We start from the raw sequence: 25,510 nt of genomic DNA, 5'->3' as shown, positions 1-25,510 counted from the left end.
GATTAAATTATGTTCCAAAATCTAAAAGTGAATACAAGGGTTTCGCTTAATAGGCTTCCTGTATTAATGGCACTGTATTATGTCATTGTTGTTAATGTGCCTATAGTTCGTGAGTTTTTTACTATTTTTCATGGCTTGGAAAGTGTAAAAATTGGATTTGTTTTATCGATTCCTTTGTTTTTCTTTGCTGCATTTAATTTTATCTTTCAAATTTTTAACTGGCCGTATATTGCCAAGCCATTTTTTATTTTCCTGTTGCTCACATCTGCATTAGTCAGTTATGCCATGTTTAGTTATGGGGTATATGTTGATTATGGGATGGTTGAAAATGTATTCGAGACGAATATGGGAGAGGCAACTAGCTATTTGAGTCTCTATTCTATCGTCTGGTTTGTATTGATGGGGTTAGTTCCAGCAATATTGTTGGCGATGGCAAAACTTGAATACCCTGGCGTTAAGAATTTCCTTCTGTGGAAAGTGGTCGGGATGGGGATCTCGCTGGTCATTATCGGGGTCATTGCTGCGTTTTACTATAAAGATTATGCATCGGTCGGGCGCAATAATCATCAGCTCAAGAAACTGATTATTCCGACCGAGTACGTGTGGTCAACGGCAAATTATATCAATGACACCTATATTAAAGAGCCCGTGGTTTATCAGCAAATTGGCACTGATGCCAAACAGTCCGAGGCGGCTAGGCAGGCAGAGAAACCGACGTTGTTGGTTTTTGTCTTGGGCGAGACGGCCCGTGTCTTTAACTACCAATATTATGGTTATGGCAAGCCGACCAATGCGCATACATCGGTGCATGACCCCATATTCTTTAGCCATGTAACATCCTGTGGTACCGCCACGGCAGTCTCAGTTCCTTGTATGTTTTCCAATATGAACCGCAGTAACTACAGTAAGGAAAAAGCATACAACCAAGATAATGTCGTCGATATTATGTCTCGGGCGGGGATTCGTTCGGTATGGCGAGAGCATGATGGCGGGGATAAAGGCGTTGCTCATCATATTAAGAAAATGACCTTAATGCCGGATGATACAGATCCATTATGTAATTCGGATAATTGTTATGATACCGCACTACTTGAAAACTTTGCTGAAGATACTAAGGATTTAGATAAAAATAATATTATTTTCTATCATATTTCAGGTGGTCATGGGCCGACATATTATGAACGCTATCCCAAGGAACACCGAAAGTTCTTACCGGACTGTCAACGTGCGGATATTGAAAATTGTACCAATGAAGAATTAATCAACACGTATGATAATACGATTTTGTTTGCGGATTATTTTATCTCTGAAGCCATCAAGGATTTAAAAGGGCTGACAGATAAATATAACGTTGGCTTGATCTATATTTCGGATCATGGTGAGTCTTTAGGCGAAGACGGCGTGTACCTCCACGGGATGCCTTATGCTATCGCTCCCAAAGAGCAGACACACGTACCTTTGTTGATGTGGTTTTCGGAGGATTTCTACCAGCAGAAAAACCTTGATGAGCAATGTCTTCGAAAATTAGGGAAAGATCAGCCGTTTTCTCATGACAATGTGTTTGATTCACTGTTAGGGCTTATGGACGTGCAGACGAGCGAATACAGACAAGATCAGGACATCTTTTCGAGGTGCCGTTCATAGCTTGATATAGCCGCTGGGCTCTATCTGTCGCTGGCTATATGTGGTTTAGACAATGTATCAATCAAAAGGAGCGCTCTTAGCGCTCCTTTTTGCGTAGTGGTTTTGCGTAGTGGTTTGGTTGGATTGGGACTGAATTGTTTTTGGGCTGGGTTTTGGGCTACTCGATAGGTTGAGATAGCTTCCAGCTGATGGCCGATCGTTCGAGGGCCTGCATCAGTACCAGCAGTTGAGCGAAAGCCCGGGCCGAATGGGGGCTGTGATCGGCATCGGTGGTTAATTGCTGGCTGAGGGGAAGGATTTCTGCCAGTCCCAGTAACTCGGCATCTTGCTGCCAGCGTTGAATCTGTAAGCGGATTGACGGCGTGAGATTGTCGATCCCCTGCTGGCAGACTATTTGGGCTATGTGCTGCCATTGGCTGAAAAACGCGTTTAGGTTAGGGCTTGGCATGTTTTACCGCCTTGTCATTGAAGTCACGAGGAGTGAAGATTTCCAGCACCTGAAAGCCAATTGATGCGAGGCCCAAGTTCCAGCGACCGAATAATAGTTTCTCCCCTTTGTATCCCGCCGCTTTTTGGCTGTGTGAACTAAGGCTCACGCAGAGGCTGTTGCCGCAGGATGTCTGGACTGTGCAACTGCCATTGGCTTGGTACTGATGCCAAACAATATCCATGTCGCTGTCGGTGATGATCCAGCCGAGGGCATCGGTAAGCGGGTCAAAAAAAGGCTGCTTGCAGGACTCGCTCAGTCGTTGCCATTGCGCTTTGACAGACAAGGCCGGATCGCTTGTGATGCACTCCCAGCTGATCGCTTGCGGCTGCGAAAGTAGTCGGTCTATTTTCAACGAGTGGTCTTCGCTGATTTGGCCGCTCAAATCCACGCTGTGCAGAGCCAGATCCGACAGGGCCATCGTATTGTTGTCTGCCGTTATCAGCCGTTGGCTATTGAGGGCAGCATGGTTGTTCCACCCTATATCCATATGTGCCTTCCGCCCTTCGCTGATGGAGTACCAGCGTGTCGTTCGCCGCTCATAAAGGTAAAAGCGGTACCCTCTGGCTCCGTCTTCGGTATGCCAGTACTCGGCGCTGACGGCCATTACTTCTTGCAGGTCAGCAGCGGTATACTGCCGCTTGTGTCTGCCCGCCAGTAGATGGAGGGGCAGGTGGCTTGGGGCCGCCTGTATCGCTTGCAGATAACGCAGTAACAAGCCGATCTGCTCAAGGGCAATATCCGCTGTAGCCGTAAGATGGCGCTGTGTCAGTCCATTGAGGGTATGTAACAGCCTGCCTAGCAAGCTGGCAATTTTGGGGAGATCGTGCTGGCCTAACTCAGTCACGAAACTCTCTCCTTGTGTTAGCTGGATCGGCAGGACGTTCTTGAGCCCGTAGCCCAGCAGTTGGTATACCCACTGTTCCACGTCCTGAATTTTTTCTTTCTGTGCCTTCTTGAGCTGGGTTTGCTGCTGCTCGGCAGGCAAGGTAAATCTCGATTCTTGCAGAGATAACCCGACAATGGCCAGAGCTTGGTGCTGGCACTGCTTTTCCTGACAGGAACAAACCAGATTGTCCCAGTTAAGGGTGGCAGGCAGGTAGATCTGATAGTTTTTTTTGCCAACTTGGCAATCGACCAGTGCATGATCGGCCGAGGCATGTAGCTTGATGGTTGCGCCTTTGTGCCAGCTGGCCAAGGCTTTTTGGCTTTTGCTCTTGCCAAAAATGGCTTCGAGATCCGAATACTGCTCGAGAAGCCAAGGTGACAGCTCAAAGGCCACTGGTGCGGTATCTGGCTGGGTGGCCGGCAGTGCCTGCAGTGCAAGAATGAAGGCAACCTTGTGGCTGCAGGGCTCAAGGGCGCCACAGTCACATTGTAGTGACGAGAGTTCCGGGGCTGCGAGGGCAATCTGGAAGTTGTCGATCTGCCCGCGTATTGCATTGTCTTCAATGTGCCATTGCGATGCATCGGCTTCCGTCGCTTGTTTTTTGGCGCGACGCAGCATACCTCGGTTGGTCCAGGTTAGTAGGAACTCATCGGTAATTTGCTGGGTCCAGGTTAGCAGTGTCATTTTTTGATCACCTCGGCAATCCACTGGCTTAGGTTTTCCGGTGTCATTGATGCTATTGGCATGCCTTTGGCAAGCAGCCGCTCGGTGACATAGTTGTTGTACTGGGCATTGCCGTGCTGATCCAAGGCGGTCAGGCCGAGGAGGATAATGCCGTCTTGCTGCATTTTTTCGACCGTCTGGTAGAGCAGGTGCGGCGATCCCCCTTCGGCAAAGTCGCTGACCAGAACAACAATGGCGCGTTGCGGCTGTTCGATTTGGCTATGGGTAAAGGCCAGCGCGCCGCCGATGTCGGTACCCCCGCCCATTTGCACGTTGAGTAGGACATTGAGCGGTGAATCGGCCTGTTCGGTGAAATCAACGACCCGGGTATCGAATAGGTAGAGTCGGACGTTGAGCATCGGCAGGCGGCAGAAGATAGCGGCGATCACCGAAGCATGGATCAAGGCATTGAGCATCGAGCCGCTCTGGTCGATCACCAGATAGATATCCCACGGGATCTGGTTGTTCTGGGTTTGGTAGAAGAAAGGCCGTTCCAGAATAAAGGTGTCGCTATCTGGCTGGTAATGCTTCAGGTTCCGGCTGATTGTACGTTGCCAGTCGGTGTAGGAGAGAGGCATCGGACGCGACTGTGTCAGCGGGATCCGCTGGCGGCTGAATATGCTGCGTACTGGTTGTGACAGTACCTGTTCGAGTTCATCGCATACGGTATTGATAATTCGCTCGATTTCTGGCGATAGGCTCTCTGGCAGCTTGTCTTTGTATGCCAGCAGGGTCTCCAGCAGTGCCATATTCGGTTTTTGCTGGCGCAGCAGTTCCTTGTCCATCAACAATTCTGTCAGGCCGTAATGGTCTAGTCCGTGACGTTGCAGGATATCAGCGGTGGCTTTGGGAAAGGCCTTGCGGACTTTGTTGAGCCAATCGACCGGACACGGAGCCCCCGATTGCCTTCCGCCGATGTGATTCCACGGCATTCTGGCCTGAAACTCGCGGCCATATAGCGCATCGAGGCATTCATCCTTGTATGTGTCGTCGGCATTGAGCTGTTGCGGGAAGCGACCGCCGAGGATAAGTCGCCAGCGACGGGAGAGATCGTGATTAGTCATAGTGTATTCCCCAGAACTGTAACCCTTGTAGCGCGTCCTGCCGGATCTGCTGCATTAGCTCGATATCATCGGCGTCGGGCTGGGTTTCGTGGGCGATGGTGTCGGGATCGTGCTGGCAAAGCAGGCTCATTTGGGTAAAGCCATCGTAATCGAGTTGCAAGAATGCACGGCGCATGGCTGGCAGTGTTTGCAGGTAGAGTGCTTCGTCACATGAGGACAGGAAGGTGTCCAGACACTGTTTCAATTCGGTTTGTTGGTACAGCAAATGGCCTGCAACAAAGGCGATGCCGTAGCAAAAATCCCCTAGGGCATCGGGCTCCCGGTAGCTCTGTTCGATCATGGCTTGCAGAGTGTTCAGCAAAATAGGATCGTGATCTGTTTGGGCGAGTACCGTGGCTATTGCGCTGCAGGCACCTTGCAGGGCAAAGGTGAACTGGCTTGCCGGTATCGCGACCAAGGCATCTTGCAGGTAGCTAGGCAGGCAGAGATCAGCCCGCTGCTGGGTGAGTTTCAGCAGCTCAGCAAACAGTGGGAGTAGCTCTTTTTCATGGCGTGGGTCTACTAGCCGAGGCAGGCGGGCACACAGCCGCACGAAACAGTGCTGGATCACCGATTCGAACTCATGCTGGTGGTCATGGGCCAGCAGGCGGTTGCCCGACAGGCACTGGAACAGCAGCGACAAGGACGGATAGAGCTGCGACTGATCTGTTTCGCTGTCCATTTGGTGTTTGACCAGTGTCAACAACGGCGACAACCAGTTCGGCAGGCCCATCTGCAAGGCGGCGAGCAATAGCGTGACGCTTTGGTAGCTTGTCATATCACTGCGGTTGAGCTGTTGGCGCAGCGTATTGTGGATCACTTCTTCGATAGTGCTGCCAAGGTGGCTCTGCTCAACCAGCGCGCTTTCAGTTTCCGGGCTGAACCTGATTTGCCATTGCTCCCGTACTCGGTGGAGATCCGATTGGTTGGCAAAATTCGGCCCCCCAAGCTGCTCGCCGTAAGGAACATCGAGGAACGCCAGTTGATGCAAAAAATGCGACTGGCACAGGTGGTTGGCTTGTCGGTAGATTGCTAACTCTTTGCGTACCTCGCCGTCTATAAGCTGACAAGGCAGCTTCAGTTGACGGCTGCGTTCATGAAAATCGGCAACGATCGGGGCTGTCGGCAGGTTTTTGGGGACAGTACCGGCTTTTGATTCGGTAAAGAATTCATCAATCCAGCGTGAGAATGCGTGTTGGCTCTCTTTGACCAGCGTCAACTGGGCAGCCTCGATGAATTCGCTACGACCCGGCGCTATATCGCGGAGTTGGGCCAACTGTTCGGCAGCGACAACCAGATCGACACATTGCGGCATGGCTACGGCATGACCTTTGTCGACAAGAAAGCCCATCAGCTCGGTAGCCAGTTCGGCATGAACCTGACGGGTAAGAATCCCCAGTTGCTTGATTGGCGCTGCTTTGAGTTTTCTCCACCAATGGGCATAGTAGCCACTGTGACTGAGGCTGGCGCCGTAGTGGCGATGGCTGAGTCGTGACAGCGGGTAGGGAACCAGATGGCAGCCCGAGCGCTGGTTGGGCTCAGGTTGCAGTTGCAGCGGCTGAGCCTGTTGGAGATAGTGCCAAATCCCCTGGCAGTGGAATGCACCGCAGACGACCAGTACTTTTTGTCCGGCCGCAAGGCATGGTGCTATCCGGCTTGCCATATAGTGTTCGCGCAGCAAGGTATGCGGTTCGGCGTTGACTTGGTGTTGGCGCATTTGGCTGCCGAATAGCTGCATCTGCTCGAAAAATGCCTCGGCAGGGGTATGGTACTGGTGCTCAAAATAGCGATCCCACCACTGGTCGAATGATTCGCAGCGGCTTTGGGCGAGCAGGGCCTTGATGTAAGTTTCGCTGAATGCCTCTTCGCTGTCGTAAAGCAGCGGATCGGTGTTCGATAGCTCCCCGTTGTCATCCTCATCTGGTTTTTTAGGCCAATGGGTATATGGCAAGTCGATGAAATGACACGGTATGTTGTGCTGTTTTCCTGCTTGTAGAGCATTCCACTCGGGCGACATCGGTGCGAAGGGGATAAACCCGCGTCGGGCTTGGCCGTCTTCACTCATGCTATACATGTAGGCGGCCACTGGCGGTTTGGTATCGCCGGATTGCAAATAGGTAAGCAGCGGCTGCGCATCGGCAGGCGTTTCAATCATGATAACATCCGGCTTGTGCCGCTTGACCAACCGCAGCAGCTGCCAGCTACAAATCGGACTGTGGTGGCGAACCGGGGCCCAGATCAGGTCGGGGTTGCTATTTAGGCCGTTCATGGCCGTATTGCAGTTAGCATCCGGCATTGCGGCAGCCTTCGAGGAATGATTGCCATAGCGGGTCATCGCTGCGCTTGCGTTTGATCACCCGTAGGTAGTCTTGCAGGCAAGCTTCGTCTTTCTGGTTGTCTTTGATGACTGCGCCCTGCAGGTAAGTGGCAAGGTGTGCCGGGGTAATGGCTTGTTCTCCGAAGTAATGGCACTGCATGGCGGCATGGACGGCGAGGTTGATCGCTTCGGGGACGGAGAGCAAGGTCGATGGCGAGTCGATGGCGATACCGGCTACGGTGCCAGATTTTAGCTCGTCGAAAACAGTGACCAGCAAGGTGGCGGTATCTTGATCAAGGCGCAGGCCGATATCGTCATGTTCGAGGCGGTCGTTGACTTGGCCCAGTACCAGTTCGATACGGTCTTTGCGTTGAGCCAGCGGTTTTAGCGTTTCGAAATTGAAACGGCGCTTGAGGGCCGAAGAGATCTGGTTGACGCCGCGGTCATTGAGGTTGGCGGTGGCGATGATATTGAAGCCCGGTTGTGACAGCAGGTAGTTTTGCTCATTCTGAATTTCAGGGACATGCAAAATACGGTCGGACAATACTGGGATCAGGCTGTCTTGTACTTCGGTTGGGCATCGGGTCAATTCTTCGAAGCGCATGATTGCCCCGTTTTTCATCGACTGGTAAAGCGGCCCCGGTACCATGGCCTCAAGGGTTGGGCCGGATTTCAGTAGGGCGGCATAGTTCCAGCTATAGCGGATGTTCTCTTCGAACAAACCAGCACTGCCTTGTACCGTCAGGGTGCTGTTGCCGCTAATGGCTGCCGTTAACAATTCGGATAGCAGGGATTTGGCTGTGCCGGGTTCGCCGACCAATAGCAGCCCCTGTTGCCCTAGCAAGGTCACAATGGCGCGCTCGACGGCAGCATCGTTGCCATAGATTTTGCGGGTAATGGTTTGCCCAGCAATGGGCTGGTCGCTGCCGAGAATGAAAGTGCGAACCATTTTGGGGCTGAGCTGCCAGCCTACGGGCTTGGCAAAGGTATCGGCTTCGCGAAGGGCATTCAGTTGCTGTTGGTATTGTTGCTCTGCGGGCAGGCGTTGTACGTTCATCATAATGCTCAATGAAAGACAGCCAAAGCGAAGCCGCTTTGGCTGTGAATGAATATATACCTGAATCAGGCCGCGAACAGCTAGCCTGATTCAGGAGAGGGACGGTTACTTAAAGCCGTTAATCGCTTCGCGAACCAGTTCCTGAACCAGTCGTAGCGGCAGTTGTTCGATGTCTTTTTTCAGTGTTGCGTACTCAGGCTCATCGAGTTCTGCGTAGCAGTAGCTGCCGCGAGGCAGTTGGCCGGCTTGGTAGAATTCAATCTTACCAATGGCGATATCGATCTCGTTCGATTCATAGCCGTAGCCACCATGCCATACATCTTCATCGAAGGTGATTTCGATGCCCAGATTGCCTTCGTCGATTTCCTTGTACAGCTCGTCGAAGCTGCCTCCATCACGCACTGAACCTATGGACCAGCCTTTCTTGCGCAGGCGGTTGATCACGGTTGATGGCGATTTGCGGAAAACCAAGTTCGGCGCGTAAGCCAGCGGATCTTTGTCGGTTGGGGTCAGAGTTAGCATCGGGCGTGCTAGCTGATCGAACAGCACTGAAATCTCCCAGTCGGCGAAGTAATCTTGCCACTCGGCCAATTGCTCGGCGCTAAGTTCGATAGGGTGCACCAAACCGATCTGGCTGTGTGGCGCAATGTCGAGAGCTTCGTCATCGACGGTAATGACCGCTGGGTTAACGGTGAAGGTTTGGGTCAGGGTATTGTTCTCGTAGATACCCCATACCAACTGGCTAGCCAGTTTGTTCATTACCGGGTTGGCAAGGAACAGCTCGGCCCACTTCTCGTACTGCCACTGGCGCCATACCACGAAGGCGTCTTCAAGGCGGTGAGTTTGTAGTGTCACCATATCCTTGAGCATTTTCTTTAGCTCGCTGAAGTGTTTGTTCACCTCGGCTGCAGCTGCGGCATCGTCGTCTACTTTTGGCTTAGGCAGGGATTTTGCAATCTTTCCGTCCGGCTTGCGGATCGAGAATTTCAGCTCCTTGTTGAGGATCAGCGCAAAATCCTGGCCGCAGTATGGCAGCGGAATCGCGTTGTCAACAAAGCCGATGTTGTCGACCAAGCTGTCGCCCAACTCGCCTTTGGTGATGCCTTTTTGGCTTGCACCAATGGCAAACGCATCTTCAATGGCTTCTTTGACGCTCTGTTTTTTGGTGTTGCGGCTCAGGCGATCTAGAGCCATGAACACTTGGGTCAGCCCGCTGCCGCCCATCTGTTTGATAAGTTGGGCAGCCAGTTGGTGTTTGGAACCGTTTGCCCAGCGTTCGATAAGCGGCATCAGGATTTTGACCGTGTTCGGCGTGGCGTGCAGGGTCGGGATGGTTAGCAACCAACGGTTTTTGGCCGTGATGCTATCGGCGTACTGGCTGATCAGGTGGCACATGAAATTATCGAGAGAGGTCTCGGTGATTTGCGACAGGATCGCTTGGCCTTCAGAACTTGGTACAAACGCATCGTGGTGCTGGTAAACCTGCAGTAGCTGGATTGCAGCCTCATAGCCATTGCTGCCGTCTTTGGTTTCGATCAGCTGGAGGATATCCTCGCTGACAGGCAGTTTCTTCGGTGCCTGATAGCTCTCGGCGAGGTAGCTAGCCAAATCAAAGTTGCCGTCGTCCGTTTTGTACAGGTGGATGAAGTTGATATTGCCATGCTGGATCAGCAGGGTACGCGACTGTGCCTCGCTGACCTTGTTCAACAGATCAAGGGCGGTTTCTTCGTTCAGGGGCTCGTGGCACAGGCACTCGACAGCATTGATCTCTTTCTGGCCACTGAAATCAGCCAGTTGCTCGGCAATGGTTGAGAGTACCGCGTGTTTCAGTGTCTCTGGCAGTGCCTTGATGCAGGCTTGCAAATTGGCATTCAGCCCCTTTTGTTTTTCCTTGAGCATGTCGATCAGCAAGAGTGCCTGATCGTGGTCGGTAATCGTGCCTTTTAGGCAGATCAGCAAGAGTGCTTTGACCGACGCCGAGCCAGCTGCGACGTATTTAACGCAAGGGATACCATGCTGTTGTAAGTATGCCAGTTCGTTTCTTGGGTAGAGATCCGGATAGGTGACTCCGTCGTGATAAAACGCTTGGGTATCTAGCTCAAGCTTGTTGCGCTGGTTGATATTTTGCGTATGGCCAATCAGCCCCTTCATGTAGCTGGCGATGCAGTGAGGGTGCTTGACCGCGATTTCGCTCAGCGGTCGAAGTGGAGCTGCAGAGTATGTGTCGCTTGCATTTTCAACGAAATCGACAACGAGCTTGTCATTCTTACCGTTGAAAAATACCGTGGCTAGGCGCTCGAAATAAGGTTGTGATAGCCATGAAACATAATCAATGTTGCTGTTATTCAGTGCGATTTTTGCAACGGCATCTGCATTTTCACCGGTTAGAATGAAATCGAGCAGAGGAGCATTGTCTTGCTCTTTTTTGGTAATGCAAGGGATCGCCTTGCGCAGTAAGGCTTGGTCAAATTGAACCTTGCGCTCTATCAGTTCAGGCTGTGCTGAAACTTTCGTTAGCAATCCGTGGAGAATATCATTCTTTGGTTTATTAGGGTTGTCGTTGTAATAACAGTCCCAAATGTAAGTGGCCCCAAAGCGCTCACACAGTAATTTCAATAGTTGCAGGTGTGAGTTTGATGAGAAATTCTCCGCGTTCGGTTTATCATAATTTCTTAGGCAGCAGTGGTAGTGCTTGGTGAGGTAATTGACGAGAAACTGAATAAAACTTGGTTGAAGAACAGGATATACCTTGATGGCGTCGTCCAGCTCACTCATTAATTCCTGAGCATTGTTGAAAGCACAATAGTGGTAGGATGAGAAGAATCGTAATTCATTAATCCATTTTTCAATGTCCAGAACACAAATAATCGTTGAGAAGTTATTTACGTATTTTGAGTCGCTGAAGCGGTGGAATAGTTCTAAATCAAGGATGAAATAAATCAAATCCTCGAAGTCTTTATCGTTGAGCAGGACGTATTCTTCTTCGGAAGAATAGCGGTCTTTATCTCTGATTAGCTGTGAAGCTACGAATTCAAGATCTGTTTCCCAGTTGCCTGTGCCATCAAACAGAGCCATGAAACGATCGAGTGCATCTTGTGGCAATGCAATTCTATTCAAAGAGCCATTGAATTTATCTCGGCGTTTGTCGATTTTTTTGCAGTGGTCTTGCAGGCAGGCAGCGAAATATTCGCGGAAAATAGCATCAAATTTTTCACAATCTTTGGCGTCATAGGCTTTTCTCAATTGTGGTAAGAGGTAAAGCTGCAGGTAAGGATTGTGAATAAAGTTATAGAACCCTTCTGATTTTAGCTTGTCGCTTTTTAGGTATTCGATAACTTCCTGTTCTGGAAGGCCGATTTGGGATAGCTTGAAAAAGGCTTTCTTGATGTCATTCCATTCACCGAGGGTGAATACTTTATCAAGGATTTCTTCGGTGCTATTACCTACAAGAGTATGAAATTCAGGGTAGATAGTTTGAACTCTGTCCATGACGCTGGTAGCCAGCCATTCAAAATCGGACGATGAGCTAAGTAATGCGATGACAAAGCGACGGATGTATAGCGGATCGTCATCAATATTATCTAATTCTTTAATGATTCTTTTAATATAAAAATCAGAGATATTTTCTTGCGAGCCAGAATATAGCGCAGGTTGTGCGTCATTGAATACATATTCATTAATGTCATCTGCGGTTTTATCCGAAAAAAAGTAATTTTTCTTTAAATCTGCAATGAGATCACTGATTTTCATTATTAAATTCCATTGTCGTTATAATTGATGCGATATTTATGTGTAACATGCGTAAAATATCAATAATTGGCATAAGTTAATGTTCAATGGGGTCAAAATCAATAGTTATCGGAACAACGCAAGCTTATATAGTGGGTAAGCGAAACAATCTTTGTTGATGTCACGCTTAAGTTACCTTCAGTACAGGGGGGGTATAGGGCTTGTAGGCTGGTATTTAATGCCTTTTACTTGAGCATGTCGATTAGCAATAGTGCCTGATCGTGGTCAACAATTGTGCCTTTCAGGCGGTGTAGTAAGGGGGGGAGGCTGATGCAGCGCCCGCATTGATGTATTGGACGCAGGAATGCCACGCTGTTGTAAGTATGCTAATTCGTTGCTTGGTAGCGATCCGGATAGTTGATATTGTGGAATGAGAATTTTTGAGTATCTAGAACAGGATTGAGCTTTTTGGGTTGGGTAATGAGTGAGGATGCTTGACCACAATGTTGCTAAGTAGACGAAGTGGATTAGCTGAGTATGTATCCATCGCATATTCAACAAAATTAACAGCCATTTTGTTATTTTTATCATTGAAAAATACGGTGGCGATGCACTCGAAATAGGAGAGAGTGATAGGCATGGCAAAAATTTGATATCGCTAGCATTTTAGGTTAAAAACATGATGTTCATTCAAGTTTATAATCTACCGATTTACTCAAAAGAGTATGCTTTATAACAATCCAATCACAGAACACTTATTGAATTTATTTCCACTATCTAATCGCTTTTTTGTGATCTTATCCTTTATTTGTTTTATGGGTATTGGAAATTGATACTGCTGACTCAAGAAATCTGTCTTCTGAAAGAAAACGATTACATTTTTTGTTAACCACTTAATTTTATGTCTCAAAAGAATTATACTCCGCATCAGAAAAGATGATGAAGTTCCAAATGGTGCTATTAACGTCATTGCCGATTAAATTATTGGGAAAACTCCTCGGTATGGCAGATATAAACGTCACAATAAATGGAACTAATATCACAAGAGTAAGGATTCTCTTGGTGTTAGGTTTATGGATGTTGATAGTACGAATATGAGCAATGTTAGATGAATCATTCAGCAACGTATTTACTTGCGGCTTTGCGGGAAAAAATCAAAGAGAAAGGGATTGGCTATTCTGACTTATCTTTGAAAATGGGAATCCCGTTGTCGACAATAAAGAGGAAGTTGCATAATACGGCGTTGGGGTTGGATAAGATTTTGCTTTATGCGTCATATCTCGATACAGATTTGGTTGAGCTATCGATGCGGGGCAAACAGCTGCAGCAAGAGAGCGAGCAGGTTATTACAGGGTTGAATGGTGAGATATTTTACCGCTATCCACACCTTTTTGATTTTCTGAATTTATTGCGAATTAATGATAGCAGCTTAGATGAAATAGCACAGGCCTACCAGTTGAACCAGACGTCTGTAACGCTTTATTTGCGTGCATTGGAAATGTTGGGATACCTGGTATTGAAAGGGGATAGGCAATATCAATTTACCGGTAAAGGGCGTTTTGTTTTTGATCAGGGATCGCCGTTGGAAATATTGTTTGCCAATCGCTTTATGCATGATGCTTTTAGCCAAGATGTCAATATGCCTATTTGTATTGACAGAATTTCCATTACCGAAGAACAAGAAGAAAAGCTACTCGCTGAAGTTCATAATAAATTACTTGAATTTGATATTAAGAATAAATCTTCAGAGACTACGCCAAGACTTAGAAATGTACTAATGACCTTTACGCCCGGTAATCAGGTTTTTCTGTCTAAGACAATTCATAATATTGACAGTGAGTTATTAAAAGAAATTTCTTTTGAGAAAAAAACAGAATCTAATTAAATGTAGTTGTTGTTTTAAAATTAATAATAAACGGGTATTTAAATTTTAGTTGTCCGGTTTAAACACTTATTTTTATATCTGTTTGTCGCCCTATACACAATAAAATACTGAAAGGTCATTTTGTTTTTCATGGGAGATTATTCTTTCATGAAGCAAGGATCCGACGGTTAATATAATTAAGGATAATATAATGAACATCAAAGCTTCCCTGTGCGCAGTGGCGGTCGGTATTGCGCTGTCTCTAAGCGGCTGCAATAGCGATAACGCGACGGAGTCCTCTGTAACCCTGAAAGCTGCCGAGTTTAAGAATACGATTGATCGTGCAGGCGTGCCTGTTGCATTGCGTGATTTGCATGGCGGCCATCTGCGTTATATCCCGATGTTCGATAATGGTGCGTGGCATGGCCACACGCTGGATACGGAAGGCGGTGAGATTGCGCTGGGTGGCATGGCGCTGTTGACCGAAGAGTACGTCTCATTCATGGCGGCCCGTTTTGACCGTCTGACCCTGATTGTCGATGGTTCGCCGATGTCGTTGAAATTGGCTCAGGCCTATTCCTTGCCGGGTACGCTGATCCAAAAGTATGAGGGCGAGCAGGGCATTGAAGCATCGTTGGAAATGCGTTTTGTCTCCAACCGTACCTCTTTGGTCCAAACAACCATCAAGAACCCGAACAAGCTGGATATCACCGGTGTGTGGGAAGGTGAGTTGATCAAGCACTACCGGGCAACGGATGGCGTGCTTGATCAGAATAAAGACGCCAGCGATAAGACCGTGGAGCAAATCTACCCGACTTATAAACGAGCTATTGCTGCAACACAGAGCGGTGTCGAGGTGTCGTTCGGTGCCGTGCGTAACAGCTGGTCGCTGCTGACTTCCGGTCAGTCGAAATACAAGGTGACGCGTTCAGTTGCGCCGCAGAGCGCGACGATTGATCCTGACAATAAAGGCTTTACCCAGCAAGCTGAGTTGGGCAACGGCCAGAAGATTGTTCTGCACACTGCCTACACCCATGTTCAGAATGCTAAAGAGCAAGCATCCGAGTATGCCAAGCTTGACGAGATCATGGCTGATCCAACCGCTTACATGAAAGATTCCACTGCGCGCTGGGAAGAATACCTGGCGAAGGGCCTGAGCAATGACGCTGCCTCTGCCGAGCATGAGTTTGTTGCGGTGAAGGCGATGGAAACTCTGCATGCCAACTGGCGTGGTGCTGCTGGCGCGATCAACCACGATACTGTTACGCCATCCGTTACCGCACCATACTTTTCCGGTAACATGACTTGGCCGTGGGATACTTGGAAGCAGGCTTACGCAATGGCCCATTTCAACCCGGATGTGGCGATGGAAAACATCCGTACCGTGTTCCAGTTCCAAGTTCAGGCCGATGATGCCGTGCGTCCGTGGGATCGCGGCTACCTGCTGGATGTCGTGACCTATAACCTGCCGAAAGAACGCTGGGATTTGATGGATGAGGAATTCAAGCAGAATGTACCGTTGGCAACCAACGGCCTTAACTGGAATGAACGCAATACCAAGCCGTCGCTAGCATCATGGGCGGTATGGGAAGTGTACACGGCGCTGAAGGACGAGCATAACCGCGGCGAAGAGGCCAAGGTTTGGCTGGAGGAGATGTATCCTAAGTTGGTTGAATACCACAACTGGTGGAAAAACAACCGTGACTCGAACCACAACGGGATCCCTGAATACGGTGCAGCGAAAGACCCTATTCACACGGTGATGGGTGACGAGATCGATTCAGTCGAGATCCAGGGTGATAACCGCGAAGACATGATGAAGTTCCACGTTAATTTGGACGGCGCGGAATACTGGGTTGGTGGTTTGGCCGAGTACAACAGCGTACTGGATGATGGTACTGCCACCCCTGCCAATATGTATATCCCGGTCAAGGAGGCGGCTGGCTGGGAGTCGGGCCGTGACAATGCCGGTGTCTTCGGCTTTATCTCTGCCGAGCAGCTGAAAGCCTATGCGGCCAAAAACCACGGCGGCGATATAGCGGCGGCATCGAAGGACTGGGAGCTGCGTATTACCGAAGTGCGCAACACGGTTGACAACAAGTTGCAGGGCTATGCTATCAAGCAGGAGTCAGTGGATCAGGCCTCTTATTGGTACTCGGACAACCTGTTCCTGGCTGAAATTGCCAAGGTACTGGGCAAGTCTGCCGATGCCAAGCTATTTGCCGATTATGCCGCTTACACCAAGAACTATGTCAACCAATGTATGTTCGACGAGGCTACCGGTTTCTATTACGACATTGAGATCAGCAATGTGACACCGGAGGTTACCAAGTTTAACGGTTCGACGGCGGTACATTGTGCGGGTAAGCCGATTGTATGGCGCGGCATGGGGCCTGAGGGTTGGTCGCCGCTGTTCAACAACGTTGCCGATCAGTCTCACGCTGATGCGGTGGTGAAGAACATGCTAGATACTGGCAAGTTCAATTCACCGAAGATCCCGCTGGGTACGGCGGCAATGGATAACCCGGCTTACGGCCCGGACATTTACTGGCGTGGCCGCGTATGGCTGGATCAGTTCTACTTCGGCGTCCGCGGTATGGACAACTACGGTTATGGTGCGGAAGCCCGTCAGATGGTCGATAAGCTGTTTAAGAACGCCGAGGGCCTGACCGAAACTACGCCGATTCAGGAAAACTACAACCCGGAAACCGGTGAAGTGCAGGGCGCGAATAACTTCTCGTGGAGTGCGGCGCACCTATACATGCTTTACAACGGCTTTGTCGGTAAGTAACTTGCATAGGGCTGACGGAAGGGGTTATTCCCCCGGATCCTGACCGAGGCTCGAATTTGCAACGGCGCTAGATAGGCCGAAAGGAAAAACCGGATGGTAGATGTCTACCGTCCGGTTTTTTTGTTTGGGGAAAATAAAATTTGCTTGACCTGTCTAATGCTTCACAGTTTAAGGTGGGTAAAAGATAAAAGGGGTGGGTGATGTACCGTATTTCTGAATTGGCACAGCAGGTTGGCTTGAGCCGATCTACCTTGCTGTATTACGAAAAGCTTGGGCTGATTTGTGGCAATCGGCTGGACAATGGCTACCGGACCTATAGCGAACAGGATGTCCAGCGCGTGAAGCTCTTGCAGCAGTTGCAAGCCGGAGGGCTTACGCTCAAGGAGTGTCAGGCGTGTCTGGATAGCCAGATAAACCGTGAAAGCTTGGTGCAGCGCCTCGCCATTTTGGACGAGGATATAGCCCAAAAGCAAAAAGCCAGGGAGCTGCTGGCGGCAATGCTCGGCAGGCACTCGATGCGAGAGTGGCACCAGAATATGGACAGTCAGGCTCCAGCTGCGCACTTTGATTGGTTGATAAAGCAGGGCTTCAGTGAAAAAGAAGCCTTGAGATTGCGATGGATTTCGAAAGATATGAATACCCATGATAGTTACATGAATGACTTTTTTAGGGTTTTTGACCCGCTGGAACGTTGGGGGCCGGGCTCGGAAGCCGATACCCTGCGCGCGTTGGCCAAGGTACCGTTCGTGCCTGAGCAATTGCTTGAGGTGGGATGTGGTCAGGGGATCGCAACAACGGTACTGGCTGCGCATTGTCCGGCTCCGATCACCGCGGTTGATAACCATGACGCTGCTTTGGATCGGTTGGCTCGCCGGGCGGGCGAGTGCGGTGTGGCCGATAAAATCACTGCGGTGACAGCCAGTATGACGGACTTGCCGTTTGCCGATGAGGCCTTCGATGTCATCTGGGCCGAGAGTTCTGCTTACGTTATGGGGGTGGAGAATGCCTTTAAGCAGTGGAAGCGGTTGTTGACGCCGGGCGGGGTGCTAGTGCTCAGTGATCTAGTATGGTCTTGCGATACACCGGATGATGAGGTTAGGGCGTTCTGGCTCAATGAGTACCCGGATATCGGCGATGAGAAAGTGCGTATCGTACAGGCAAAACAGGCTGGTTATGAGGTGCTTGACAGTTTTGTGCTCAGTGATGAGTCATGGGCGGCTTACTACGAGCCACTTCAGGCACAGGTTGATGCGCTTGAGGCCGATATGGCTGAGTCGTCGGCGATGCGTGATATCAAAAAGGAACTGGCGATATATCGCCAGCGTGGTCGCCAGTTCGATTATCAGATGTTTGTTTTGCAAAAGCGTTGATGGATTGCATCAGGGCTGATTGGAGAGAAATTAGTAGCAATGAAATATTCAGTATGTGACTCAAGTTACCTTGATCGTGTGCAGCGGTTATTCACCCAGACCTTTTCTGATTCCGAAGGTGAGACGGAAGGGGCGCTGATCGGCGAACTAGCCCGGGAGATGATGGTTACGACTAATCCGGAAGATATCATGGTCTTCGTGGCGGAAGGCGACGGGCATTTGGCCGGCTGTATTATGATGACCCGTATGGGGTTTGACGAATCTGAGCGGCGGGTTTATTTGCTATCTCCTGTTGCGGTGCGTACTGACTGCCAACGCAAGGGAGTGGGTCAGGGGCTGATCCGCTTTGCCTTGGAGGTATTGCGTGCGCAAGGTGTCGAGTTCGTCATTACCTATGGTGATCCGAATTACTATGGCAAGGTGGGCTTTGAACCCGTGAGCGAAGCGGTTGTTCCTGCCCCTCGGGTGCTGACGTACCCTGAAGGCTGGCTGGCGCTGTCATTGTGTGAGCAGGCGATACCGGCCATTAGCGGGCGTTCTTCATGTGTTTCCGCTCTCGACAAGCAGGTGTATTGGTAAATCGTTGCGGGGAATACGAAAGATTGGCGTGTTCCCATAGTATACCGAGACAAGGCCACATTTTTGTGGCCTTTTTTATTAGCTGTCAGCATGATGGTTTTCAGATGGGCAAATGGCCATTACCTCGCAACGAAGGCCGGTCGCATCTTGGCGGGTAGCCGGGATGGCGATAACCACTTGCCGCAGCTGTTCGGCGATGGGCGGGGTCAGCAGGACGTTTTCAACGACAAAGCATCCAGCGGCTTCGCAGCGTCTGTCAAAAGCCATATGTTCGTCGCCGTGCTGACCGATACCGTAACTGTCGATGATGATAAAGGCTGGGCTCTGGCCCAAAATGGCATCAAGCACGTCACTGTGAAGTGCGGTGTCATGTTTGCCGTATGCCTCGGTACCGTATTGATGGGCTGCCGTATTGGCGGTGTACAGGACGAGGGCTTTCCCTTGAATTTGATAGCGTTCGATATCGGCTGCGGTCGGCATGCCCTCGCGGCAGTCGATAACAACGGCTTCCGTCCGGTAATGCGTCTGGGTGGGCCTTCGGGTATAACAGTCAATGTGGGTGCCAATATGACCAAAGGCATTGACGCTGTCGGACTGGCGTTTGGCCCATTGGTAGGCCGGGTGGGTTTCATCCAGTTCTAGGCTGATGAGGTGGTGTGTCATGGCTGGTGTCCTTGGGTACGGCTGTTGTATCGGTGTATGTTGATGTGGTCTGGTTTAGTTGGTCGCCATTGTAGAGAAATCCGTGATGGGTGATTACTGATATAAGGACAAAAAACATCAATTTAAGGACATTGTGTTCTATGTTCCTGCGACTTTAATAGGCTTGCAGCTCTTTTCTTTGCGGGTTGTTTGGGCATACAGCATTGCATTTAAAATAAGGAAGATTATGAAAACGATAGGTTTACTGGGTGGCATGAGCTGGGAGTCGACCAGCAGTTATTACCGGGCGCTCAATGAAGGGGTGAAGCAGCAGTTAGGTGGCCTCCACTCGGCGAAGATTGTGCTTTACAGTGTAAACTTTGCTGAGATTGAAACGTTGCAACATGCTGGGGATTGGGACGCGACCGCGGAAATACTGGCTCAGGCGGCGCGCTCGGTTGAAGCGGCCGGAGCGGACTTTATCATGATCGGAACAAACACGATGCATAAGGTCGCCCCTGCCATTGAGGCTGCAGTCTCGATCCCGTTATTGCATATTGCTGATGCCACAGCACAGCAGTTGCTTACCGATAACATAACCAAAGTTGGCTTGCTGGGTACGCGTTTTACCATGGAGCAGGATTTCTATACGGGCCGTATCAAGGATAATTTTGGCATTGAGGTCATCGTTCCTGATGCAGCTGACCGCGAGTGTGTGCATCGTATAATTTATGATGAACTTTGTCAGGGGACTATCTCCGCGGCATCACGGCAGGAGTATATCCGAATCGCCGAAGCACTGTACCAGCAGGGTGCACAGGCTGTTATCTTGGGGTGTACCGAAATTGCCTTGCTGCTTCGCCCCCAAGATACCCAGGTCCCGCTTTATGATACGACGGCGATCCATGCCGCCGCCGCTGTCGCTCGTGCCTTGGATTAAGCGGTGATGATTTTGGCGATCCGGCGCTTGCCGACTTGGTAGATCGCCTCGCCGACAAGTACCGGCAGGGCAGGGTCTTCAAGTTTCTCGCCATCCCGTTTCACAGCACCTTGGGCAATCAGACGCATTGCTTCTGAGGTCGAGGCCACGAGACCTGCTTGTTTTAGCAACTGGCTGAGACTCAGGCCGACGGGCAGTTCAATGGCTTCAAGGTTATCGGGCAGGGCCTGATGCTTGAAGCGGCTGTCAAAGCGTTGTTCTGCCTGATCGGCGGCTTCCTGATCATGGAAGCGTGCGACGATCTCCTTGGCCAGCAGGACCTTCACAGTTTTGGGATTGCGTCCCGCATCAATCTCTGCCTTGAATTGTTCGATTTCGGACAGCGGTCTGAAGGAGAGCAATTCGAAGTAGTTCCACATCAGGGTGTCGGAAATTGACATCAGCTTGCCGTACATTTCATCCGGTGCTTCAGTGACCCCAATGTAGTTGTGAGCCGATTTAGACATTTTCTTCTCTCCATCAAGACCGACCAGCAACGGCATGGTGATCACTACCTGTGGTTCTTGACCATGCTGTTTTTGCAGTTCCCGTCCCATAAGCAAGTTGAAGGTCTGGTCGGTGCCGCCAAGTTCAATGTCAGCCTTGAGCGCAACCGAGTCGTAGCCTTGGAGGAGCGGGTAGATAAATTCATGGATCCCGATGGCTCGTTGGCTGGCAAAGCGTTGCTTGAAATCCTCCCGTTCCAGCATTCTGGCCACTGTCTGGCTCGCAGACAGCCGGATCATGCCTTCCGCGCCAAGCTGCGAGAGCCATTCGGAGTTGAAGACGATCTGGGTCTTGTCGGCATCAAGAATCTTGAATACCTGCTCCTTGTAAGTAGCCGCATTGGCTAGGACCTGTTCGGTTGTCAACGGTGGGCGGGTGGTGTTTTTGCCGGAGGGATCACCGATCCGGCCGGTAAAGTCACCGATAAGGAAAATGATCTGGTGGCCTAGCTGCTGGAATTGGCGCAATTTGTTGAGAATAACCGTATGGCCGAGGTGAATGTCCGGTGCAGTGGGATCGGCTCCCAACTTAACGACAAGAGGGCGGTTCAGGGCCAGTTTTTGTTTCAGTGCGGTAAAGGGGCTAATGCTGTCTGTACCTCGGGTAATCATTGCCAAGGCATCGCTAGGGATTGTATTCGGGGTTTGGTTGTTCATAACTGCTCTTCGGTAATCAGTGAAAGGTGTAAACGGGGCCGTTAGACCGGCAGGTGATCATGGCCAGCATTGCCTTGACGGTGGCGGAGTATGGCTGCTCGCAGGTGGTCGTAGCAGTAATTGAAAATAAAGGCGTAAACGGTGATAAATAGCGTGACGCTAATATCCATCGCGAAGGCCTCCCATAGTCCGACGGAAAGCATCCATGCCATCAGTGGCACTGTGATGAGCAGCAGGCCGCCTTCGAAGCCGATAACCTGCATGATGCGGGTCATGAAACTGCGTTCTTCGCGCTTGCCGGGAATCAGACGGTCGAACAGGGCGTTGAACACCATGTTCCATACCATCGCTATTGTCGCAACGGTTATCATTGTTCCTGATAACTTGGTGACGGGGTGATCGGTAAAGACCATCAGGCCGACAATGGAGAGTGAGATGGCCAGAACTTCAAACAAAACGGCGTGGAAAAGGCGTTCGATAGGCTGCATTGCGTGTTTTTCTCATCGTATTCAGTGGTGTAACTTTCACCTTGGCATATTACAGCGACAAGGCGTATTGGCTCAGAATAGCAGTGGGAATGGGGATGAAAAGTTAGCAGCTATCACAGATCGTGATAGGCTAGCTTTCTATCAATAACCATGTTGAATTGAACGTTGCTTGTAAGTTGACGAACCACGCGTAGGTAGCCATGCATGTACAGTTTTGAACAGTTGAAATTATTCGTTGCCGTGTGTGAGTGCGGCTCTTTTTCTGCGGCCGCGCGAAAGTACCGGCGTGCCCAGTCAGGGGTGAGTCAGGCGGTTTCCAACTTGGAGATCACCTTCAACCAGATCTTGTTCGATCGAAGCGGCAATATCCCGGTTTTGACCCCGGCTGGCGAGGCGCTTTTGCCGATGGCAAAGACCATTTTGCTCCAGCAGCAGCGTTTGGACCAAAAGCTGATGGCCCTAGAAACCGCCGAAGAGCATGAGCTGGTGATAGCCGTGGAGGAAAGCCTGCTGGATAACTGCTTGCTGGCTGAGCTCTGTGCATTGGCCGACTCGCACCCGATGGCAACGATCAATGTGGTGGCGGCATCGACATTTGACATCAAGGCTATGTTCAGTGAGGGGCGGGCGCATATTGGGGTGGTCTATGCCGATGGAACCATGCTGGAAGATGCCGAGTTCAAGACGATTGGTTACAACCGCTTCGTGACCTTGGCAGCGCCAACTCACCCGTTGGCCAGCCAGAAAACCGTAAGTGATACCGATTTGCGGAATTATCGCCAGCTCGCCCATCGCTCCTCCGTTGGCAAAGAGCTGTGGTTCAGCTATGCCATTAGCCCGCAGGTATGGTACGCAAATACCCATCAATTGATGCTGGAAATGGCAGCTAACGGTTTGGGGTGGGCGCTGGTTCCAGAGCGTCTTGCAAGAAGCAGCGTGGAACGTGGGGAGCTGCAGATCCTCAATATCGCGTTCGAGCCTGATGGCTGGGTGACAACCGTGGATGTGGTTGAGTCACGCAGGCATCAATCTGGGCCTGTACGCCAGGCCGCGATGGAAATTATTGCCCGTGCATTCGATAGTTATCGGTTTGTTTAGGTTGTTGAGTTGGGTATATAACTAATAGGTGGGCAGTCTAGAGCAACAGACAAGGAGGCGTTATGGCTCGAGTATTAGGGTTGATGGTATCTCACCTTGCAATGCTGGGGATTGGTTTTGCTCTTGGGGTGTATTTGTTGCCGGTCTTAATTGCGCCGCCCTCTCCATCGGCCGCGGAGATAGAGGAAGCGGTTGAGCATGCGTTGTTTACGTCTTCTTTTGATCGCGAGCGCCAGGACAGTGATTTCCTGCATTGGGGGGAAGGGGAAGTCGCCTTGTCAGCCGATATGATCAGCTTTTCTGGTCAGCTTGCTCCTGGGCCTGATTATCAACTCTATTTATCCCCGCAATATATTGAAACCGAAGTGGCATTCAACCAATTGAAGCCTGAAATGGTACGCATTGGCGCGATTAAAACATTTGATGGCTTTATGTTACCGATAACCAATGGTGTCGATATTCAGCGCTACAACACGGTTGTAGTGTGGTGCGAGACATTCGGGGAATTTATCACCTCGGGCAAGTACCGTTAGTTGAATGTTTGGATGTTGGTAATGTCACATGTGACTGCATGTGTTGAGGCGATACTACACGGCTGCGAGGATGGTGGTTGTGGCTGGCAGGAAGGGGAGCTCTTTAATCTGGACGGTTTCTTTTGAGGGCGAGGAGTCAACACATTGACACATTTGGTTACATTGTTGGCTCAAAAGTAGATTTAAATAGGGGTTTTCGTAAATTATCGGTGGAAGCTCGTTCTTGTCCTGATGAAATTTCAGTTTTTAGAACGAGCTTTTTATGCATACTCGCCTACTACATCATGTATGTATCACATGCAAAAAGGTGCGTGAAAAGGGGCATGTAAATATGGAGATTGCTTCTTGTTCTGGGTGTTAGTTTTATTTTTGGAAGTTTGCGCGCAGTTTTTCTGCGACAAGCAATCCTTTTTCCGTTAGTTGCAAATACTTAGAACGGAAATCTTTTGGACATTGGATCCAAGTACACAGCCCGTAGCCATCTCGTGATGGCGAATATCGCTCAGTAAGTGCTCGGCAATGGCGGCTTGCTGCTGCCTGTGTGATTACCAAGAGATCATTGATATAACTCACTGATACTGTCATAGGTGGGTTGTTGATCACCTCTAAGAATACCAGCATTTGCATCGGGTGGATTTCAGCATGGATGGTTTCCCTAAATGCCTCAATTTGCTTGCGAAATTTCAAGCTGTTGTGAGCAGGGTAGGCTGAAGGGTGTTGATACATTTCCATAATTGTATAAATGAATCGAAATAAGAGCCTGCATTATGAATAGCTTTAAGCCGTTTACAATTCAGTGTATTAATGTTGATAAACGATTTTCCTGATAAATCATCTGTCATAAAAATGTCATATTTCGATTTTCAGGATCTGCCATGTGATTTATGTGGCATTCACGGTCAAAGTTGATGATGAAAGCGTTGTATAACGTTGTCTTTGAACAATCGCATGTGAGATAAAATGTGGGTGTTTATCGGCAGGAATAGGGGAAGGGATTGATGCGGCAAATTGCGGAAGATATCTGGGTTCATGAAGACAGTATGAACATGTTGGGGACTCAGCTTGGCCTGAGAATGACTGTTGTCCGTCTGGAAGGCGGCAGCCTGTGGCTGCATTCGGCGACGGCTCTGACACCTGAGTTGCAGCAGCAAGTCAATGCGCTGGGATCGGTGCGATATATTGTTGCCGCTAATAATCATCACAGTCGTTGGTTACAGGATTGGGCAGACGCTTATCCCGAGGCCGATCTTTATGTCAGCGCCGGTATTCCCCGGAAAGTCCCGTTATCCAAGTACCATATCCTGCAACTGGGTATCGAAGCCCCATGGGCCAATGACTTGTCGTGGGAAACCATGCCGTCGGTACCTCTGTTCTGTGAAACGGTATTTTTCCACCATAAGTCACAGTCACTTATTGTGACGGATTTCATTCAAAATTATCCGGATGAGCAACCCGCTGATGGCTTTTCAGGAGTGATGACAAAATATGTGTTTCAGCCGATAGGCTTCAAAGGTTGCTGCATTGCGCCCCCCCTCAAGCTCGGTTTGACGATAAAAGACAAGCAGGCATTCGGGCGTTTTGTCGAGCATGTCAAATCGTGGGATTTCCAACGTATCGTCGTTACGCATGGTGAGGTAATAGAGCAGCAGGCAAAGTCAGTTTTTGAAAAACTAACTCACCGTTTTTGTTCATAAATAGCGATTAATGAGCTGAATTTACCCTGTGTGGGTTAAATTTGCGCTGTTGATTGTTTTTTTGAAATTAACGCTTTACAGCCTTGGCTAAAATCCCTAATATTCACCGCACCTACGGAGGGATGGCTGAGTGGTTGAAAGCACCGGTCTTGAAAACCGGCATACGTTTATAGCGTATCTAGGGTTCAAATCCCTATCCCTCCGCCACTTTCTAGAAGTTTGGTTGTAAAGCCAGGTTTCATAAAGAATTGGAGCGGTAGTTCAGTTGGTTAGAATACCGGCCTGTCACGCCGGGGGTCGCGGGTTCGAGTCCCGTCCGCTCCGCCAACACAACGAAGCCTCAGCAGAAATGCTGGGGCT

19 protein-coding genes and 2 tRNA genes are annotated in these 25,510 nt (G+C 49.8%); 11 read left to right on the top strand and 10 right to left on the bottom strand.

Annotated elements, in window-relative coordinates; genetic code table 11:
* The first annotated feature begins 9 nt into the window (after positions 1-9).
* Entirely contained in the window at positions 10-1,644 is a 1,635-nt protein-coding gene (locus ABT56_RS00110) for a phosphoethanolamine transferase (RefSeq protein WP_047876824.1), read from the top strand.
* A 157-nt stretch (positions 1,645-1,801) separates the two neighbouring features.
* On the opposite strand, the gene ABT56_RS00105 is transcribed toward ABT56_RS00110, so the two are convergent.
* The 6 genes from ABT56_RS00105 to ABT56_RS00080 form a co-directional block, all read right to left on the bottom strand.
* Positions 1,802-2,092 carry a hypothetical protein gene (locus ABT56_RS00105; RefSeq protein ID WP_047876823.1) on the bottom strand — a complete coding sequence of 97 codons (291 nt, stop codon included), beginning with the start codon at positions 2,090-2,092 and terminating at the stop codon, positions 1,802-1,804.
* Positions 2,079-3,704 (bottom strand): hypothetical protein, encoded by a 1,626-nt coding sequence (locus tag ABT56_RS00100; RefSeq protein WP_047876822.1) that lies wholly within the window; start codon positions 3,702-3,704, stop codon positions 2,079-2,081. The genes ABT56_RS00105 and ABT56_RS00100 overlap by 14 nt, the downstream gene beginning before the upstream one ends.
* Complete coding sequence (locus ABT56_RS00095) at positions 3,701-4,807, bottom strand: VWA domain-containing protein (RefSeq protein ID WP_047876821.1); 1,107 nt, start codon at positions 4,805-4,807, stop codon at positions 3,701-3,703. Before ABT56_RS00095 ends, ABT56_RS00100 begins: the two co-directional genes overlap by 4 nt.
* Positions 4,800-7,142, bottom strand: a complete 2,343-nt coding sequence (locus ABT56_RS00090) for a DUF5682 family protein (RefSeq protein WP_047876820.1) — start codon at positions 7,140-7,142, stop codon at positions 4,800-4,802. Before ABT56_RS00090 ends, ABT56_RS00095 begins: the two co-directional genes overlap by 8 nt.
* Complete coding sequence (locus ABT56_RS00085) at positions 7,129-8,223, bottom strand: ATP-binding protein (protein WP_047876819.1); 1,095 nt, start codon at positions 8,221-8,223, stop codon at positions 7,129-7,131. Before ABT56_RS00085 ends, ABT56_RS00090 begins: the two co-directional genes overlap by 14 nt.
* 102 nt (positions 8,224-8,325) lie before the next feature.
* Positions 8,326-11,970 (bottom strand): DUF4132 domain-containing protein, encoded by a 3,645-nt coding sequence (locus ABT56_RS00080; protein WP_047876818.1) that lies wholly within the window; start codon positions 11,968-11,970, stop codon positions 8,326-8,328.
* Positions 11,971-13,057: 1,087 nt separating this feature from the next.
* Between ABT56_RS00080 and ABT56_RS00070 the strand changes: the two genes are divergently transcribed.
* The 4 genes from ABT56_RS00070 to ABT56_RS00055 all read left to right on the top strand — a co-directional run bounded on the left by ABT56_RS00070 (position 13,058) and on the right by ABT56_RS00055 (position 18,553).
* Complete coding sequence (locus ABT56_RS00070; RefSeq protein WP_047876816.1) at positions 13,058-13,834, top strand: helix-turn-helix domain-containing protein; 777 nt, start codon at positions 13,058-13,060, stop codon at positions 13,832-13,834.
* A 190-nt stretch (positions 13,835-14,024) separates the two neighbouring features.
* Positions 14,025-16,604 carry an alpha-glucosidase gene (gene ygjK / locus ABT56_RS00065; protein ID WP_047876815.1) on the top strand — a complete coding sequence of 860 codons (2,580 nt, stop codon included), beginning with the start codon at positions 14,025-14,027 and terminating at the stop codon, positions 16,602-16,604.
* Positions 16,605-16,804: 200 nt separating this feature from the next.
* Positions 16,805-17,974, top strand: a complete 1,170-nt coding sequence (locus ABT56_RS00060; RefSeq protein WP_047876814.1) for a MerR family transcriptional regulator — start codon at positions 16,805-16,807, stop codon at positions 17,972-17,974.
* A gap of 39 nt (positions 17,975-18,013) precedes the next feature.
* Positions 18,014-18,553, top strand: coding sequence for a GNAT family N-acetyltransferase (locus ABT56_RS00055; RefSeq protein ID WP_047876813.1), 540 nt, complete (start codon positions 18,014-18,016; stop codon positions 18,551-18,553).
* 78 nt (positions 18,554-18,631) lie between these two features.
* Here ABT56_RS00055 and ABT56_RS23465 read toward each other — a convergent pair whose 3' ends face one another.
* Complete coding sequence (locus tag ABT56_RS23465; RefSeq protein ID WP_084722106.1) at positions 18,632-19,216, bottom strand: cyclase family protein; 585 nt, start codon at positions 19,214-19,216, stop codon at positions 18,632-18,634.
* A 226-nt stretch (positions 19,217-19,442) separates the two neighbouring features.
* On the opposite strand from ABT56_RS23465, the gene ABT56_RS00045 reads away from it, so the two are divergent.
* Positions 19,443-20,135: an aspartate/glutamate racemase family protein gene (locus ABT56_RS00045; protein ID WP_047876811.1), complete on the top strand. Its 693-nt coding sequence runs from the start codon at positions 19,443-19,445 to the stop codon at positions 20,133-20,135.
* On the opposite strand, the gene tyrS is transcribed toward ABT56_RS00045, so the two are convergent.
* Entirely contained in the window at positions 20,132-21,337 is a 1,206-nt protein-coding gene (gene tyrS, locus ABT56_RS00040; RefSeq protein ID WP_047876810.1) for a tyrosine--tRNA ligase, read from the bottom strand. The two genes, ABT56_RS00045 and tyrS, sit on opposite strands and share 4 nt — an antisense overlap.
* A 41-nt stretch (positions 21,338-21,378) precedes the next feature.
* Positions 21,379-21,825, bottom strand: coding sequence for a PACE efflux transporter (locus ABT56_RS00035; protein WP_047876809.1), 447 nt, complete (start codon positions 21,823-21,825; stop codon positions 21,379-21,381).
* 204 nt (positions 21,826-22,029) lie between these two features.
* Here ABT56_RS00035 and ABT56_RS00030 point away from each other — a divergent pair, with 204 nt between their 5' ends.
* Both ABT56_RS00030 and ABT56_RS00025 read left to right on the top strand, forming a co-directional pair.
* A complete protein-coding gene (locus ABT56_RS00030; protein WP_047876808.1) occupies positions 22,030-22,923 on the top strand; it encodes a LysR family transcriptional regulator in 894 nt (297 codons plus the stop codon).
* 62 nt (positions 22,924-22,985) lie between these two features.
* Positions 22,986-23,456 (top strand): DM13 domain-containing protein, encoded by a 471-nt coding sequence (locus tag ABT56_RS00025; RefSeq protein WP_047876807.1) that lies wholly within the window; start codon positions 22,986-22,988, stop codon positions 23,454-23,456.
* A 363-nt stretch (positions 23,457-23,819) separates the two neighbouring features.
* Here ABT56_RS00025 and ABT56_RS00020 read toward each other — a convergent pair whose 3' ends face one another.
* Entirely contained in the window at positions 23,820-24,188 is a 369-nt protein-coding gene (locus tag ABT56_RS00020; protein WP_240478225.1) for a helix-turn-helix domain-containing protein, read from the bottom strand.
* Positions 24,189-24,454: 266 nt separating this feature from the next.
* Between ABT56_RS00020 and ABT56_RS00015 the strand changes: the two genes are divergently transcribed.
* The 3 genes from ABT56_RS00015 (at position 24,455) to ABT56_RS00005 (ending at position 25,477) form a co-directional block, all read left to right on the top strand.
* Positions 24,455-25,150: a DUF4336 domain-containing protein gene (locus ABT56_RS00015; RefSeq protein WP_047876805.1), complete on the top strand. Its 696-nt coding sequence runs from the start codon at positions 24,455-24,457 to the stop codon at positions 25,148-25,150.
* A 116-nt stretch (positions 25,151-25,266) separates the two neighbouring features.
* Positions 25,267-25,357 (top strand) — tRNA-Ser (locus ABT56_RS00010).
* Positions 25,358-25,400: 43 nt separating this feature from the next.
* Positions 25,401-25,477: transfer RNA gene (locus tag ABT56_RS00005), tRNA-Asp, on the top strand.
* Positions 25,478-25,510 lie beyond the last annotated feature (33 nt).

The organism is Photobacterium aquae, assembly GCF_001029445.1.
Taxonomy (GTDB): domain Bacteria; phylum Pseudomonadota; class Gammaproteobacteria; order Enterobacterales; family Vibrionaceae; genus Photobacterium; species Photobacterium aquae.
The sequence above is the reverse complement of the archived record's forward strand: the minus strand, read 5'-3'. Positions and strand labels throughout refer to the sequence as shown.